The organism is Affinundibacterium baiyunense (assembly GCF_018139645.1).
Taxonomy (GTDB): Bacteria; Pseudomonadota; Gammaproteobacteria; order Burkholderiales; family Burkholderiaceae_D; genus Undibacterium; species Undibacterium baiyunense.
Window position 1 is genome coordinate 46,693 of sequence record NZ_JAGSPM010000009.1, and the last position, 16,837, is coordinate 63,529.

Consider the following 16,837-nt stretch of genomic DNA (forward strand, 5'->3'; position numbering starts at 1 on the left):
AACTCACATTGTTCAAATTTTCCTAAAAACTGCTATAGCCAGGCTCACTTGCACACATAAACACTCAACTACTCCACCCATGACTCAACACCTCAGCCTGCTTCAAGCACAGTTCAATCGCTTCATCGGCTTTGTCTGGTGGGTACTTCCATTTTCTGAGGGCGCGGCGTACTAAGTTGCGTAGTTTGGCGCGGACGCTGTCGCGTACTTGCCAATCGACCGTGGTGGAGGCGCGTAGTTGTTCGGTGACGTATTTGGCTAGGTCGCGTAAGTTGTTGTCGCCTAGTTCGCGGACTGCGGCTTCGTTTTGAATCAGGGCGCGGTAGAAGGCGATTTCATCGGCATTCAAGCCAAGCCTAGCCGCTTGCTCTGCGTCTGCTGCCATGTCTTTCGCCATCTGGATCATCTCTTCGATCACCTGTGCGGTTTCGATGGCGCGGTTATGGTACTTGCGTAGGGTTTCTAAGATGCGATCTGAGTATTTTTTCTCCGATACCACGTCAGTTTTCATACGTGCTTTGACTTCATCGCGCAATAACTTTTCCAAGAGTTCGACGGCAAGGTTCTTTTGCGGTAAGTTGGCCACGTCATCTAAGAATTCGGGCGAAAGCAAACCGATGTTCGGTTTGTCTAAGCCGACCAATTTAAAAATATCATCCACGCCTTCCGCAATGATGGCGTTGTCGATGATTTGTTTCATCGCGCTATTGCGTTCTTCATCGGTGCGGCGTTTGTCGATGGTGGTGAATTTAGTGATGGCGTGCTTTACCGCGCTTAAGAAAGCGACTTCTTTTTTGACCGGGCCGACTTCGTCCAAGGTACTGCACAAGGTGTAGGCTTTACTCAAGGCGGCCATGACGTCTAGGAAGCGTTTCTTACCATCCAGTTCACCATTCGCCCCCTTGATGCTAAACAAATAATTCATCGCACCGGGCAATAGTTGTAAAGCCTTGGTTTCAAATTGGCTGTAGTCAAAACCATGAAACATGGCGTGTATGATCTCCAGCTTCTCTAAAAAGATGGCATAGGCTTCGTGCGTGTCGAGCGTTGGTTTGCCTTTGCCTTGCGAATTGGTGTACGTGTGCAAAGCTTTTTTCAGTTCGCTCGCAATGCCGATATAGTCCACCACCAAGCCGCCTGGTTTATCTTTGAAAACGCGGTTCACTCGTGCAATCGCTTGCATCAAGTTATGCCCCTTCATCGGCTTATCGATGTACATGGTGTGGCAATTCGGCGCATCAAAACCCGTGAGCCACATGTCACGCACAATTACCAAACGCAATGGATCATTCACATCTTTGAAGCGTTTCTCAAACAGTTTTTTCGTTTCTTTGTTGTAGATGTGTGCTTGCAGCTTTGTTTTATCAGAAGCCGAACCCGTCATCACAATTTTGATCGCGCCTTTATTCGGATCGGCATCGTGCCACTCCGGTCGCAATGCGGTGATGGCGTTGTACATATCCACGCAAATCTCGCGACTCATGCACACCAGCATGCCCTTGCCCGGCATACTCGCAGTTCTACTTTCAAAGTGGGCGACAAGGTCTGCCGCCACTTGTTGAATACGCGGGTCACTACCGACCAACTTCTCTAACGCAGCCCATTGCGATTTAGTGCTTTCGCGGGTAGCAACGTCTTCTTCATCTTCGATAATTTCTTCAATCTCTTCATTCAGGTCTTCAATGCCCGCTTGATCAATATTCAATTTAGCGAGACGCGATTCGTAGTAGATCGGCACCGTGGCGCCATCATCGACCGCATCTTGAATATCGTAGATCGACACATAATCACCAAACACCGCTTTGGTATCTTTGTCTGCTGAATCAATTGGTGTGCCCGTAAAGCCAATGAAAGACGCTTCTGGCAATGCATCTCGCATATGCTTGGAATAGCCAAAGCTATATTGCCCCGTCTTGGTGTTGAATTTGGCTTTGTCGCCATATTGGCTACGGTGCGCTTCGTCACTCACCACCACAATATTATGGCGTGTCGATAACACCGGATGCATCGTCTCTTCGCCTAGCAAAGCAAACTTCTGCACCGTGGTAAAGATAATGCCGCCCGATTGGCGTGATGAGAGCAGTTCACGCAAGCTATCGCGGTCTTCTGCTTGCACTGGCGTTTGCTTCAATGATTCTTGCGCCAAGCTGAAGGTGTTATACAACTGCCCGTCCAAATCATTGCGATCGGTGACGACCACAATGGTGGGGTTATTCATTTCAGGTTGCGCTAACAGCTTGGCCGCATAACACAACATCGAGATCGATTTACCTGAGCCTTGCGTATGCCACACCACACCCGCCTTGCCTGATCCCGGCACGACTTCATTCGCATAGTTGGCACGTGGTTGCATGACGCTGCGCCCATCGGCACGCTGAGCCGCAATCACGGTGGCGCGAACCGCTTCGCGCACGGCATGGAACTGATGGTAGCCCGCAATTTTCTTAATCGTGGTATCACCATCTTGCTCATACAAAATGAAGAAGCGAATGTAATCAAGGTAGAGCTCGGGCTTGAAGAAACCTTTGACCAAGGTCTCAAGCTGATATTCAAATTTGGGTTTGTCGTTTTCATTCGCGACAGTGCGCCAAGGTAAAAAGCGCTCTTTGTTTGACGTCAGCGAACCAACGCGCGCGACAATACCATCACTGACGACCACGGCTTCATTAAAAACAAATAACTCAGGAATTTCGTCTTTATAGGTTTGAATCTGTTGGAAAGCCTGCCAAATATCTGCATTCTGATCGGCAGGATTTTTCAGCTCCAAAATCGCCAAAGGCAAGCCATTAATGAAGACCAAGACATCAGGGCGACGATCAATTTTCTTACCCACCAAACTGTACTGATTCACGACCAAAAACTGATTATTGCTAGGCACAGCAAAATCAATCAAACGCACATAATCGATTTTGGCATCAGCACCGCTATCACCATCCTGCGTCTTAAACTCAACCTTCACACCCTCTAACACCAACTGATGAATCGCTTTATTGCTCTTGATCAGTGTTAAAGACTCGGGCTTAGCCAAAGACAAAGCCACCTGCTCCAGTGTCGCCAAGGGAATGTGCGGATTGATGCGTTGTAAAGCAGTGATCAAACGCTGCGTCAAAATAATCTGACGATAATCGACACGCTCTGGTTGCGAACCTTCGGGCGCGATATCATAGCCACAGACGTAGTCGTAACCGATCTCTTGAAACCATGAAAGGCAGAGTTGTTCTAGTTGGTCTTCGGTGATCATCCTATCCTTTTCACTTTCTCACTATTACGTTCAAGACATCGTTGTTTTGCAACACCGTAGGGCGCAATGTATTGCGCCATTGTTTCAACCACGCACCGTGGCATTTTTTTCGATTCCATGAGTTTCACCATCGAACACACCATATTCGATCATCCCATGCGGCGCAATGCATTGCGCCCTACAATCTTATTCTCCCGCCCAATCTGCCGCATACACACCTTGTTCCACCAAACCATGAAAAGTGGAGTGCGGCCAATCGGCTACTTTGCTCACTAAACCATGTTTGACGGGATTGATGTGCACATAGTTCATGTGCATCGCATAATCATCTTCGTCGCGTATCAAATGTTCCCAAAAGCGGCGTTGCCAAATACCACGCTCCCCCCGTTTCACACGCGTCGCGGAAAGGGTTTCCCCCTTGGGAAGTGACTTCGAAAAAATTGCCTTAATGCGCCGCCAACGCATGGCAAAATCAACATCACCTTGCGGTAATTCGATGATGCAATGCAAATGATCAGGTAGCACCACCCAAGCGTGTATTACGAACGGATGAGTCACTTTTACCTCGCGCACCGCGATACGCAGTAAATCAATATGCCGCACCAATAAATCATTTCCCTTACGTTCCAATAAGTTCACCGTAAAAAAATAGGTGCCTCCCGGATACCACAAACGTCGATAATTTGGCACAGCGCATCTCCCATCCGTAACAAGTATTACGAAACCCCACCCTCCAAAAAACAAACCACGAAGCGTCGCGGCGTAAGGCGCAATGCATTGCACCATCGGTTCAACCACTCCGCCAAAAACAAACCAAGAAGCGTAGGGCGCAATGTATTGCGCCATTGTTTCAACCGCACATCACAGCATTTTTACGATCCCATGAGTTTCACCATCCATCACACCATATTCAACCACCCCATGCGGCGCAATTCATTGCGCCCTACGTCCCTAACAAATGAGAGGCGGAAGCATTGCTTACGAAAGCGCTATTGAAATTTTGAAGAATAAAAGAAGCCTCATTCATCGTTCACTCCGAAAATTGTGCCACCTGACAATAGCCTAGGCAGTAACGAATCACGCATTGAAACTAGGGTTAAATTTTCTAAAAGCAAAGATGTGATTGTTTCGTAGAACTTCGATGTATCTTTCGTATACGCCTGAATCAAGTCTTTACTGGGTACTAGGACTCGAATTAATCGAAAATTAGTCTTACTAATCTCTGCAAAAGTAGTGCCACTGGAACGCTGCTTGATCTCATCCATGACCGACTCTGCCCATTGGACAACATATTCAGGACTAAGAATTTTCTCGCACTTCATTGCGATGTAACCCTGGTTGATGGCAACGGGAATTTTCGCAATCGCCAAGTAGCCGACAGGTGCGCGTGATGACATCAGCACAGTATTTTGAGGTAAGAGTCCCGAGCTAATTTTCGCTAAGCCAGCATCGGTAATTTTCCTATCGGTTTCCAAAAGTATTTTGTCGGTCAGATTGGATAAATCCTTTGGCGTAGTCCAATGATGTTGCCCGCCATCCCAAAACTCCACATTCGCTGTACTAGGCGTTCCTCCACCTACAACGTCAACCTCTTTGCCAATTTCACTAACCTCCCACCCTTCCGGAATCTCCCCCAACTCCGAATCAACTAGTGCGTCTGGGAATAGGGCTGCGGTGGCTTTTAGTTGGGCTAGGGTTTCTGGTGGGCTTTGGTTTAGTTGGTCTGAGGTTTTGCCGCTGATGGCGCACATGGCGGCTTGTTCTATGGCTGCTTGATCACCACCCGCTTCTTTCGCTGCAATCTTGGCGCGTGTGGGTTCGAAATCGACAAACCAACTCTTGAACATGGCTTGCGCGATTTGTTCTAGGGTTTGGTTGATTTGACGGTTGAGTTCGATTTTGTTGTGGCAATCAACCAAAATCTTCGCAATCTCTTTCTGCTTCTCCATGGGAGGTAAGACAATCGTCAATCGTTCGAGCATTTCGTTGTTAAGGCTCGCTCTTGTGGTCATATTTGTTAGGCTTAAGACTTGACGTCGGAACGAAGCATTCTTGAAGTAGAAAGATGAATACTCTGGATTGATTTTAACCTTACCGTTTGGTCGCAAGCGTTTAGTGAAACCATTGAACGTTGCATTAGGATAGTCCTTTAAAGCCACACACGTGATGCCCAATTCATCGAAGGTCTCACTTGTTCTGGTAATAAAAACATCACCACGCTTGATAGAACACTTCTTTCTCTCTGCTTCAGTGGTATTAGCTAAGTTAACCAACTCATCAGGCACAAAATAACTATTAAAAATTTCTTTAAAAGTTAAGAACGGGTAGCCAAAACCAAACGCTTCTCGACTCTTTGAGAGACCATTGGTTACATCAAACACATCAAGCAAAGCGTACTCTTTCCAATCAGAACTCATAACCCAACCCCGCCAAGTTCTTCTTGATCTCGCCTTCTAAGCGCGCACTTTCTTCAAACTGCGTTTTCAACTGCGCGGTCAAGCGCGTCATTTTTTCTGCGAAGGCTTCGCCATCTTCTTCGACTTCTTCTGCTCCCACATAGCGGCCGGGTGTCAACACGTAGTCCTGCTTTTGCATGTCTTCTAAACGAGCGCTGGCGCAGAATCCTTTTTGATCTTGGTAATCAATTCCGGTTTGCCAAGCATGATAAACATCGCAAATTTTCTTCAAGTCTTCTGCGGTGAAATCGCGCAGGACGCGGTCTTTCATGTAACCCAAATTGCGTGCATCGATGAACAAGACTTGTTGCTTGCGGTCGCGCAAAGCACGGCCACTGGCGGCAGTGCGTGCGCCTTTGTTTTTGGTGAGGAACCAAATACAGGCGGGGATTTGGGTGTTGGTGAACAGTTGCCCCGGTAGCGCCACCATACATTCGATCAAATCGTTGTCGATCAAGGCTTTGCGGATCTCGCCTTCGCCGCTGGTGTTGGAACTCATGGAGCCATTCGCCAACAGCAAACCCATGCTACCGTTGGGTGCTAAGTGATACAGCATGTGCTGCAACCATGCGAAGTTGGCATTGCCAGACGGTGGCTTGCCGTAGACCCAGCGGGGGTCGTTGTCGTCGACACCGGTATCCCATTCCTTCATATTGAATGGTGGATTGGCCATCACAAAATCGGCGCGCAGATCGGGATGTTGGTCGTTGGTGTAGGTGTTGGCAGGCTCTTTGCCGAAGTTAAATTCGATGCCACGGATCGCCATGTTCATGGCGGCGAGTTGCCATGTGGTGTGGTTGTACTCTTGCCCGTAAATCGAAATCTCACCGATACGACCTTGGTGCTCGCGTATGAATTGTTCCGACTGTACAAAGAAACCACCCGACCCCATAGCAGGGTCGTACACGCGGCCTTTGTAGGGTTCCAACATTTGCACGATCAAACTCACGATGGCTTTGGGCGTGTAGAACTGCCCGCCTTTTTTACCTTCGGCCAAAGCGAATTGACCGAGGAAGTATTCGTAGACGTGGCCGAGAATATCTTTGCTCGACAAAGAATCGTGCGTGAACGGGATGGTGGAAATCAGGTCGATCAATTCACCAAGCTTGGCTTGGTCGATCTGCAATTGCGTATAGCGTTTGTTCAACACGCCTTTGAGTTTGGTGTTGTCTAACTCAATCGCTTCCAGCGCATTGTCGATCAAATGCCCGACGGAACTCACCTTTACTTTTTGCGCCTTGCCGTTGACGAGCACTTCAAGCTCTGCACCACCAATGACGACTTTATTGTGATCGCGCAAGAATTGCCAACGTGCGACGGGCGGCACCCAGAAGGTATTAGTCTCCAAGTAGAAGTCGCGCACTTCTAATTCATTCGCAATTTCAGCCTGATACTCGGCTTCGTCCATGCCGTCTGGGTCGAGATAGTTTTCATGCTGAGGATCAGCGATTTGTTTGGCGAGCTCTTCTCGACGCAAATCAAAGGCGTCGGACACATATTTCAAAAAGATCAGACCAAGCATGACGTGCTTGTACTGCGCCGCATCGAGTGCGGGCAAAAGCTTATTGGCGCTGGTCCAGAGTTTCTTTTCTAGGCTGTTGAGGAATTCTTGTTCGTTCTGATCGACCATGATGCTTTCTATGTGTTTTGTATGCTCGTTTTAAAAAGAGCATTATTTTTTGCAGCATTGCGATGTTTTCATCGATGCTTTTTAACGAGACTAAGGATCATATTCTAAATCTTGATAGATGCCTCGCCAATATTGCATTATTTTGATTCTTATCTACAGCTCCTCAGCTCATAGTTACCAACCGATGTATCAAGCTATATGAATGACTTCAGCGTGATACAGTAGCTTTCTTGATTTTTGCTTAGATTTCAAACAAACTAGATTAGTTCGCCTTGAACTTAATGCATCCACAACAATCAGCAACGATTACATGTCAATTACACGTAAGAAGACACCATCAAATACTTATGTGAATTCAATGGAAAAGTGTAACCAATAACGTCGCAAGAGCAAGTCAATGCCGTGTGAACTCTATTCAACTTTCCCTTTTTTTTGATGCAAGTTTTTAGGCTAGCGCAACTATGCACAAAGAATGCCAGCCACATGTCAGGTGCACCACAATCATTTTTGAGCAGGCCGATAGTCTCATCAACAATAGCGAATCGCAGACAAAAATTAGACTTGAATCAATGTTCCTAAAAAATTTAATCGAGGATTGACCCTACTTAATAAAGAAATTGACTAGGTAGCTTTTTATTCTTTTGGATTGCACTATTTAGTCTGTAATTCAACGCTCTGATTTCAAGTAGTAGCAAGTAAAAAAAATAGCACGAAAATGACTTCGTGCTATTTCATAGAAAAATACCAAATCGATTCACAATCAATCGCTAACCATCGTCTTCGCTTTAGTATTTAGCCAGTAACATGGAGCATGATTGCTGATGTTTCATTAGCGGTGATACTCACCATTTCGTTCAGGTTGATAGGTAATTTCTTGTATCGATACTTGTTGCACGCCGCCATCTGGTGTTGGCCATTGGATCTGGTCGCCTTGCGATAAGCCGAGTAAGGCACTGCCGATTGGGGCCAGAATTGAAATTTTCTTGCCGCTGGCGTCGAGATCTTTTGGATACACCAAAGTTAATTCGAATTCTTCTGGTGAAGATGCAACTTTAAATCTGACTGTGGAGTTCATCGTCACCACATTAGCTGGAATCTCGGTCGGTTCAACGACATCGGCACGCAGCAACTCTGCTTCTAATTCGTCTTTGATTGCTGCATTGTGTGGAAGACCATACAGCAATTGTTCTATGCGCTCCGCATCTAATGTGGAAACAATAATCTTAGGTCTACTCAGCGTTTGCGGGGTCATACTTTTCTCCTTTGCTACATTCAAATTTGATTTGGCTTAGTCTAACATCGACCGCATAAACAATCTAAGGTTGGACAATCTAAGGTTGGACAATCTAAGGTTGGACAATCTAAGATTGCACAATCTAACGTGGCACGATCTAACGTTGAGAACGTACTGTTTTTGATTTGCTCGCTAACGCACTCATTTGCGTCAAATAGTCCCATAATTTAGCGACGACTGGTTTGCCGGGCTTTTGTTCTGATGGACGCTCACGATACAAGCGGATTTCCATACGTACTTCCCATGCATCTGCGCCACCATCAGCGCGTGCTAATTGCTTTTGCTTGAGCTCACGCGTTACCGCAGATTCTGGAAGAAACGCAACGCCACGTCCTTCAAGGGCCATCATTTTGAGACCTTCTGCCATGTCAGTCTCGTAGCATTTATCGAGATGCAGTGCTTGCTTGGTTTGCGTCAGAATCAAATCCACCATGCGTCCAAGATAAGCATTATTTGCGTAGGCTAAAAACGGTAAGGGTTCTTCGATGGTGCCAGGCAAAATGAAATCTGGCTGACCTGCTTTATCACAGCGCGCGTACGCACGTAAAGTTTCAGTTCCCATGCTGATCATATCGTATTGGGCTGGATCTAACAGCAAGGGCTGCTGTGGATGGTGATAGCAAAGCATAAGATCACAACCACCTTCTACCAAACTCATCACCGCATCATGCACGTTCAAAGCTAACAATCGGCTATTGATCTCGCCAAAGTTGCTATGCAATTCACTCAGCCATTTCGGTACAAAGGTTAAGGACAAAGTATGCGGCACTGCAAAGTCGACGGTAGTCTGAATCGAAGTGCGCTTGCCGCGCAATAAGGCGCGTGCATTATTGATTTGCCCCAGCATCGCAATCGCTTGTTCAAAGAAAATTTCACCCGCGTTTGTTAAACGCGTTGGGTAAGAAGTTCGATCAATCAAATCAGCGCCTAACCAAGCTTCTAAGGATTGTATGCGTCGCGAAAACGCTGGCTGCGTTACGTGCCGCAATTCTGCAGAACGACTGAAACTATTGGTTTCCGCCAAGGAGACGAAATCTTCTAGCCATTTGGTTTCCATAGATTATTTTGAGATAAATAATATTAAAAGTTAGACTCAAACATTAGTGTCAACTACGCATTAGAACTACGACACAGCGACAGAATTCAATCGCATGAAATCAAGACTCAGCCTCATTTACATTGCTAGCCGTATCATAACTATGCTGTTGTCGCTCCCACATTTGCGCATACGCACCTGCGAGTGCCATCAATTCTGGATGCGTACCACGTTCGATAATGCGCCCTTTATCCATCACTAAAATTTGCTGTGCATCGACAATCGTCGATAGGCGATGGGCGATGACTAAGCTGGTGCGGCTCTTGGCAATTTGCTTTAATTGCGCTTGTATCATTTGTTCCGATTTTGAATCAAGTGCCGAAGTCGCTTCGTCAAAAATCATGACCACCGGATTTTTGAGTAAAGTACGCGCAATCGCGACACGTTGTTTTTCACCGCCAGACAATTTCAAGCCACGCTCACCGACCATGGTTTCGTAGCCATCTGGCAGGCTCTCAATAAAATCATGAATATACGCAGCCTTAGCTACTGCAATCACTTCTTCTTTCGTTGCGCCGGGTTTACCGTAAGCAATGTTGTAGCCAATGGTGTCATTGAATAAGACAGTATCTTGCGGCACGATGCCAATCGCTTGGCGCAAAGAATGCTGCGTCACATCCATAATGTTTTGGCCACCAATATGAATGCTGCCAGATTGGATATCGTAGAAGCGGAACAGCAAACGCGACAGCGTTGACTTGCCTGAGCCGCTGTGCCCGACCACAGCCGTCGTGGTTCCTGCCGCAATCGTGAAATCAAGATCAAACAAAATTTGACGTTTTTCTTCGTAACTAAAATTCACGCGTTTGAACTCTACTTCTGGCGAAGCATTGCCAGCCAATTGCAATACTGGTGCTGCTGGCTTATCGGCGATTTCTTTGTTTTGATCGAGCAAGCTAAATAGCTTTTCCATATCCGCCAAGCTTTGTTTGATCTCTCGATATAAGACTCCCAAAAAGTTTAAGGGGATATACAACTGAATCATAAAAGCATTAACCAGTACTAAGTCACCAAGCGTCATCGTTTGGTCAATCACACCTTGCGCGGCACGCCATAAAATTAAAGTGACTGCGGTGGCGATAATCAAAGATTGGCCCGCATTTAACATCGACAAAGTTGTTTGCGATTTGACTGCGGCTTTTTCGTAACTCTGCAAACCTTGATCGTAGCGCTGTGCTTCGTATTCTTCGTTGCCAAAATATTTCACGGTCTCATAATTGAGTAGTGAATCAATTGCTTTGGTACTGGCTTTTGAATCGAGATCATTCATGGTACGACGAAAATTCGTACGCCACTCGGTGACCGCAATCGTGAACACGATGTAAATAATCAAGGCAGCGATAGTAATAATCGCAAACCATTTATCGTATTGCAGAAATAAGTAAGTCAATACCAAACCTATCTCTAATAGGGTTGGCACGATACTAAATAAGGCAAATGACACCAAAGAAGAAATCGCCCGCGTGCCACGTTCGATGTCACGCGTCATTCCGCCAGTTTGTCGATTCAAATGAAAACGTAAAGACAAGGCATGCAAATGCCTAAACACCTTCAAGGCGATGGTGCGCACTGCTCTTTGTGTTACCTTGGCAAATACGAATTCACGTAATTCTGTAAATAAGGTGGTAGATAAACGCAACACGCCATAAGCGATTAGCACGCTCACTGGCAATACCATTAAGCTCACTGGGCTACTAGGATTTGCCGTTAAGCGATCAACCAATTCCTTTAGAACCAAGGGCACGCCGACATTGGCTAACTTAGCACCAACCAAAAAACTCAGCGCTAATAACACACGCCATTTGTATGCCCATAAATAAGGCAATAAGGTCTTTACAGTGGACCAGTCACCGCGAACGGCATTAGGACTAACAGGAGAAGAAGGACGAGAGTCGCGACGCATGGCTTACCATCAAAAAAGGATTTACTATATTATTCAACTTTATTGCGCCACAGCATGATAAATGCGATAAATGATTTGGCAATTAATACAAATTATTAGCACTAATAATTAATGCTAGTAACTAATGCTAATAACTAACGCAAATGATTAGTGCAAGCAATCAATGCAAGCCATTTATTTACTAGCGATGCCTAGCAATAGAAATAAAAATAGATACGAAGACGTGTTGACTTGATGTTGGGGCAATGCGTACGAGAATCAAGTCTACAAAGTATATTCATGCGATTGTATCGCGTTCAATCGATCTTAGAGAGAAAGCCATGTCAGAAAGCTCAAAAACTTCATTACCCAATTGCATGCCGACCTTACGCGTCATGCCAATGCCGTCGGATGCCAATATTCATGGCGACGTGTTCGGCGGATGGATTATGGCGCAGGTCGATATTGCTGGTGCTGTGCCGGCTGCACGGCGCGCGAATGGGCGGGTAGCGACGATTGCGGTGAATTCTTTTCTATTTAAACAACCTGTGTTTGTCGGTGACTTATTGTCTTTCTACGCAGAAGTCATCAAGGTCGGCAATACCTCGATCACCGTATCGGTTGAAGTATATGCAGAACGTAATCGACTACAAGCGGACACCGTCAAAGTCACCGAAGCCACATTAACATATGTAGCGACTGACGAACATCGCAAACCACGCGCCATTCCGCCATTAGACTTACTGTAAGTCGCTTGGTTTTATTATCCGTCAAAGCCGTCGTGATTCAATCTCGACTGCTTTGATTGAATCATCTCTGCCGCTGCTTCACCTTCATTCATAGCTCCGCACAATGCGCACATCGATTGTGCTGTTCATTCCTCCGATTTGTCGGTGTATCGCAAACTAAACGCGCCTCACACCAATCAACGCTACGATCCAAACTTTTCTCGCTATCGTCGAGAATCGACGCTCGCTTTGAGCATTACCCATCTTCATTGCCGTCACGATCGAATAGCCAAACAAAGGAGTTAACTATGAATCGATTTAGCCTCATTGCAGGCATCATCTTGTGCGTCTCTAGCTTATATAGCAAGGCCGCTGATACGATTTCAAACCACGCTGCCAAACAGCAAGGCGAGCAAGCACAATCCCAACAAGCCGTGACCGCGACGATTACTATCAAGCGTTTAAGCAAGGATGATTGGGAATTCGATTATCAGTTCTCACAAGAGATCGATGCCTTAGATTTTGGTCCACCAGTTGTTCAGTTCCGACAAGATGCATGGAAGCCAAGCAACCCAGCGATGAAAATTGCCAACAAGGCTGGCAACGAAGTATTACAACATGAGCAAGGTCGCTTTCAACGCGCCACGATTGCGGTCAAGTCGTATCACCCATTCTCACATAATCAATATGTGCCGATGATTCACTTTTCTGATGGCGGAGTCGCACTGTTTTTAGGACATCTAACTGGCCAAGTTAGCGTAGCTGGTGTGAATCGTCCGCTCAAGACCCAATTTATAGCGCATGGATTGCCTGGTGAAAAAATCGTCTTGCCGCAAAAGGCGCAAGAAGGTGTTAGCCTATTTGCGTATTTTGGCCCACAAGAACCTATTATTGCCTCGCACGGTATTTTGGTGCTGGACCCACTTACACCGACATGGATGCGCGAAGTATTGGCAACTACAACCGAACGGGTAACCGCGTCTTACGCTAAATCATTTGAACGCATACCAAGCGAACCAGCAATGATTTTCTTTGCGATCCGTGACTTGCATTTAAAAGGCTATTCCATCAGCGGTGGAGCCTTACCAGGTCAACTGGCTTACCGCTTAGCAGGCAACGAAAGCATTATCGACAAACCCGAAAGCCGCAATCGCTTCACTTACATGATCGCGCATGAGCTAGCGCATATCTGGCAATCGATTCCCAATCGCGCTTGGGCTTCATTCCCCGAATCATGGATCAATGAAGGTGGTGCTGATGCGATTACCACAGAGACCCTACTCATAACTGGGTTATGGTCGAAACAAGCAGTAGACCAATTTGAAGACAAACTGATCAAAGAATGTGACGACACCAAAGATCCTGTACGAATCGCGTACGCCTGTGGATTTAAACGCTTCAAGAGCTACAACACTGATGTTTTACAACTATGGAAAAAGCTCATGGATGAGAGTGATCGTAGTTCGACCGCATATAACGAAAGCATGATCCAAACAGTATTGCGCAAATAAATCACGCCACACTTTCCTACTAAATGTGTCAACAAGGCGGAGATGGTGCAACAAGCAAAGCGGTTCAAATTGTACGGGTGCGCTCAAGTACTGCATTCATTCCTCTAACCAGCATAGACAGAAACACAGACTAATGGCATTATCAGCTTACTCGATTGTTGCTATCACTAGTCTGTTTCTATTTTCATGCAACATAATCGACACTAAAATTTTCAATACACCACCGCAGTAGCTTCAGGCATACCAAGTTCAGCAGCACAATTGATTGTTTAGGTTCGTTAGATCTTTAGTTTTCTGGCTAATATCTCTAATCCAATGCTAAAACTGTTTCAATTTAATTTGCGCTTAATTGCACTCTGTAGCTCGCTACTGAGCGGTTCTTGTATGGCACAAAACTTAGCGCTGTATTGCGAAGAAGATCGTCCTTTGCAGTTTTATGGCACCGATGGCAAGCTAACTGGCTTTACTATCGAAATCGTGCAAGAAATCCAAAAACGTGTTGGCAATAAAGACCGAATTCAAGTGGTTCCTTGGGCACGTGGCTTAGATAAGATTAATAACAATCCCAATACACTCTTGTTTAGTATGGCACGCACCCCTGAGCGTGAAGACGCTTATCAATGGATAGGTCCGATAATGTCGAATATCTATGGACTGTACGCCAAATCGGACTCTAACTTACGCATTAACAGTATTGAAGAAGCCAAACAACTTAGCTTAATTGGTGTCTATCGAAATGATATTCGCGATCAAACTTTAACTCGGCTGGGGTTCACCAACCTTGATCGCGCAAGCTCGAATATCTCTAGCTTTAAGAAATTAATGATGGGACGCATTCCCGCCTATACCGATTCTAAACTCGGCGTTGAAAGTCTGGCGATTGCCTCTGGCTATCAAGCAAGTGACGTCAAGCTGATTTTTGAATTATTCAAAAGTGAGTTATACATTGCCGTCTCAAAAAACACCGATAAACACATAGTCGAGCAATGGAATCAAGCGCTAGAACAAATGAGGCAAGATAAAACGTTTATGAAAATCGAACAAAAATATCGACGACAAATCTCGCCGACATTACCCGCAACACCTTCGCTCAAATCAAAACAATAAACTACTCTTGCAATCGTCTGCACCTCAATCTTTCAGACATAAAAAAAGCTCGGTGTTTTAACCGAGCTTTTCATTTTGCAGCGAATTCCAACTAGCTTCTAACTAATTTGCAGCAGACGAATTGCTAACTTATCGTTAAATAAGCATGCAGAAATATTAGGAACTTGGTTTCTCGTCCCGCAATGCACGACGCAAGATTTTGCCTACATTGGTTTTTGGCAGCTCAGTGCGGAATTCAATGTACTTCGGTTTTTTGTAACCGGTGAACTCTTCCTTACAGAACGCCATCAATGCTTCTTTTGTTAATGCCGGATCTTTCTTGACAACGTACAGTTTGACTGCCTCACCCGAAGTCTCATCTGGCACACCAACGCATGCACATTCCAAAACACCAGGGTGACCTGCAATTACGCCTTCGATTTCTGTTGGATAAACATTAAAGCCAGAAACCAAAATCATGTCTTTCTTGCGATCGACAATTCTGGTGAATCCGCGCTCGTCCATGATGCCAATATCACCGGACTTAAAGAAGCCATCAGGTGTGAAGGCATTTGCGGTTTCGTCGGGACGATTCCAGTATCCCATCATCACTTGTGGACCACGAATCGCGATTTCGCCGCTTTCACCTAGCGGCACTGGCTTACCATCATCATCCAAAATCGCAATTTCTGTCGACGAAATTGGCAAGCCTATACTACCCGTGAACTCTTTGGAGTCAGCGTAGTTAGCAGTCGCAACTGGCGATGTTTCAGAGAGGCCATAACCTTCTGCAATCGCACAACCCGTCACTGCCTTCCAACGTTCTGCGACCGCTTTTTGTACCGCCATACCACCACCGGTACAGCACAAGTAGCCAGAGAAATCGGTGTTTGCAAATTCTGGATTATTCAACAAGGCGTTGTACAAGGTATTCACCGCAGGGAAAATATTGATCTTGTACTTCTTCAATTCTTTCACAAAGCCGGGGATATCGCGCGGATTTGGAATCAAAAGATTCAAACCACCGATACGCGTACCAACCATATTACATACCGTCAAAGCGAAGATGTGATACAGCGGTAAAGCACAAACAAATACTAACTGTGGCGTCTCTTTGTGCGCGTCCATACTTGGTTTGAGCCAAGCATGATTTTGCAATACGTTAGCAACCACGTTGCGATGACTTAATACCGCACCTTTCGAAACGCCGGTTGTACCACCTGTGTATTGCAAGAAAGCGACGTCTTCAAGCTTGATCTCCACTGGTTGAAACTTCATGGACGCGCCTTGAGCGACGACATCATTGAAACGGAATGAACCTGGTAAAGAAAAAGCTGGTACCAATTTTTTGACATGGCGCACAACGAAATTCACGATCGTGCCTTTTAAGCCACCCAACAAATCACCCATCGCGCACACCACGACATGCTTCACATCGGTATTGGCGATTGAATGTTCTAAGGTCGTCGCGAAATTCTCTAGTACGAAAATCGCCTCTGCGCCAGAATCTTTTAATTGATGCTCAAGTTCACGGTGCGTGTACAAAGGATTGACGTTGACCACAACATAGCCAGCACGCAAAATCGCTGCCAAAACAACAGGATATTGCAAGACATTCGGCATCATCACAGCAACGCGAGCACCGCGTTGTAGGCCGCGACTTTGCAACCATGCGCCAACTTTTTTCGACATCACATCTACTTCGCGATAAGTTAAAAACTTATCCATGCAGACATACGCATTGCGATCAGCAAATGTTTTGAAAGCCTCTTCCAATAAATGAACTAGGGATTTGTATTGGGTAACATCGATCTCCGCTGGAACGTTTGGCGGGTAATGTTTGAGCCAAAATTTATCTGTATTTATTGTCGTCATTTGTTGTCTCCAATCTTTTTTATATGGTCGTTAAATTA

General features: G+C 45.8%; 11 protein-coding genes. 3 read left to right on the forward strand and 8 right to left on the reverse strand.

Annotated elements, in window-relative coordinates; genetic code table 11:
* Nucleotides 1-64: 64 nt before the first annotated feature.
* The 7 genes from KDM92_RS14375 to KDM92_RS14405 form a co-directional block, all read right to left on the reverse strand.
* Nucleotides 65-3,241, reverse strand: coding sequence for a type I restriction endonuclease subunit R (locus tag KDM92_RS14375; RefSeq protein WP_230408364.1), 3,177 nt, complete (start codon nucleotides 3,239-3,241; stop codon nucleotides 65-67).
* Between the two features lie 186 nt (nucleotides 3,242-3,427).
* Complete coding sequence (locus KDM92_RS14380; RefSeq protein WP_230408365.1) at nucleotides 3,428-4,087, reverse strand: REP-associated tyrosine transposase; 660 nt, start codon at nucleotides 4,085-4,087, stop codon at nucleotides 3,428-3,430.
* 173 nt (nucleotides 4,088-4,260) lie between these two features.
* Nucleotides 4,261-5,622, reverse strand: a complete 1,362-nt coding sequence (locus KDM92_RS14385; protein ID WP_329603165.1) for a restriction endonuclease subunit S — start codon at nucleotides 5,620-5,622, stop codon at nucleotides 4,261-4,263.
* 25 nt (nucleotides 5,623-5,647) lie between these two features.
* Complete coding sequence (locus KDM92_RS14390; protein ID WP_212685145.1) at nucleotides 5,648-7,327, reverse strand: class I SAM-dependent DNA methyltransferase; 1,680 nt, start codon at nucleotides 7,325-7,327, stop codon at nucleotides 5,648-5,650.
* A gap of 829 nt (nucleotides 7,328-8,156) precedes the next feature.
* Nucleotides 8,157-8,579, reverse strand: coding sequence for a nucleoside diphosphate kinase regulator (gene rnk / locus KDM92_RS14395; protein WP_212685146.1), 423 nt, complete (start codon nucleotides 8,577-8,579; stop codon nucleotides 8,157-8,159).
* A gap of 139 nt (nucleotides 8,580-8,718) precedes the next feature.
* On the reverse strand, nucleotides 8,719-9,678 hold the full coding sequence (locus KDM92_RS14400) for a LysR substrate-binding domain-containing protein (RefSeq protein WP_212685147.1): 960 nt from the start codon (nucleotides 9,676-9,678) through the stop codon (nucleotides 8,719-8,721).
* Nucleotides 9,679-9,778: 100 nt separating this feature from the next.
* A complete protein-coding gene (locus KDM92_RS14405) occupies nucleotides 9,779-11,620 on the reverse strand; it encodes an ABCB family ABC transporter ATP-binding protein/permease (RefSeq protein ID WP_212685148.1) in 1,842 nt (613 codons plus the stop codon).
* A 320-nt stretch (nucleotides 11,621-11,940) separates the two neighbouring features.
* Here KDM92_RS14405 and KDM92_RS14410 point away from each other — a divergent pair, with 320 nt between their 5' ends.
* The 3 genes from KDM92_RS14410 (at nucleotide 11,941) to KDM92_RS14420 (ending at nucleotide 14,945) form a co-directional block, all read left to right on the forward strand.
* On the forward strand, nucleotides 11,941-12,348 hold the full coding sequence (locus KDM92_RS14410; RefSeq protein ID WP_189347117.1) for an acyl-CoA thioesterase: 408 nt from the start codon (nucleotides 11,941-11,943) through the stop codon (nucleotides 12,346-12,348).
* Nucleotides 12,349-12,635: 287 nt separating this feature from the next.
* Nucleotides 12,636-13,838 carry a hypothetical protein gene (locus tag KDM92_RS14415; RefSeq protein ID WP_212685149.1) on the forward strand — a complete coding sequence of 401 codons (1,203 nt, stop codon included), beginning with the start codon at nucleotides 12,636-12,638 and terminating at the stop codon, nucleotides 13,836-13,838.
* A gap of 315 nt (nucleotides 13,839-14,153) precedes the next feature.
* Nucleotides 14,154-14,945 carry a substrate-binding periplasmic protein gene (locus KDM92_RS14420; RefSeq protein WP_212685150.1) on the forward strand — a complete coding sequence of 264 codons (792 nt, stop codon included), beginning with the start codon at nucleotides 14,154-14,156 and terminating at the stop codon, nucleotides 14,943-14,945.
* Between the two features lie 156 nt (nucleotides 14,946-15,101).
* On the opposite strand, the gene KDM92_RS14425 is transcribed toward KDM92_RS14420, so the two are convergent.
* Nucleotides 15,102-16,799 carry a long-chain-fatty-acid--CoA ligase gene (locus tag KDM92_RS14425; RefSeq protein ID WP_212685151.1) on the reverse strand — a complete coding sequence of 566 codons (1,698 nt, stop codon included), beginning with the start codon at nucleotides 16,797-16,799 and terminating at the stop codon, nucleotides 15,102-15,104.
* Nucleotides 16,800-16,837 lie beyond the last annotated feature (38 nt).

What these genes read in the sequence shown, in the direction of transcription:
- KDM92_RS14375 (WP_230408364.1), bottom strand. Translation starts at nt 3,241, where the DNA reads ATGATCACCGAAGACCAACTAGAACAACTCTGCCTTTCATGGTTTCAA.
- KDM92_RS14380 (WP_230408365.1), bottom strand. Translation starts at nt 4,087, where the DNA reads ATGGCGCAATACATTGCGCCCTACGCTTCTTGGTTTGTTTTTGGCGGA.
- KDM92_RS14390 (WP_212685145.1), bottom strand. Translation starts at nt 7,327, where the DNA reads ATGGTCGATCAGAACGAACAAGAATTCCTCAACAGCCTAGAAAAGAAA.
- rnk (WP_212685146.1), bottom strand. Translation starts at nt 8,579, where the DNA reads ATGACCCCGCAAACGCTGAGTAGACCTAAGATTATTGTTTCCACATTA.
- KDM92_RS14400 (WP_212685147.1), bottom strand. Translation starts at nt 9,678, where the DNA reads ATGGAAACCAAATGGCTAGAAGATTTCGTCTCCTTGGCGGAAACCAAT.
- KDM92_RS14405 (WP_212685148.1), bottom strand. Translation starts at nt 11,620, where the DNA reads ATGCGTCGCGACTCTCGTCCTTCTTCTCCTGTTAGTCCTAATGCCGTT.
- KDM92_RS14410 (WP_189347117.1), top strand. Translation starts at nt 11,941, where the DNA reads ATGTCAGAAAGCTCAAAAACTTCATTACCCAATTGCATGCCGACCTTA.
- KDM92_RS14415 (WP_212685149.1), top strand. Translation starts at nt 12,636, where the DNA reads ATGAATCGATTTAGCCTCATTGCAGGCATCATCTTGTGCGTCTCTAGC.
- KDM92_RS14420 (WP_212685150.1), top strand. Translation starts at nt 14,154, where the DNA reads ATGCTAAAACTGTTTCAATTTAATTTGCGCTTAATTGCACTCTGTAGC.
- KDM92_RS14425 (WP_212685151.1), bottom strand. Translation starts at nt 16,799, where the DNA reads ATGACGACAATAAATACAGATAAATTTTGGCTCAAACATTACCCGCCA.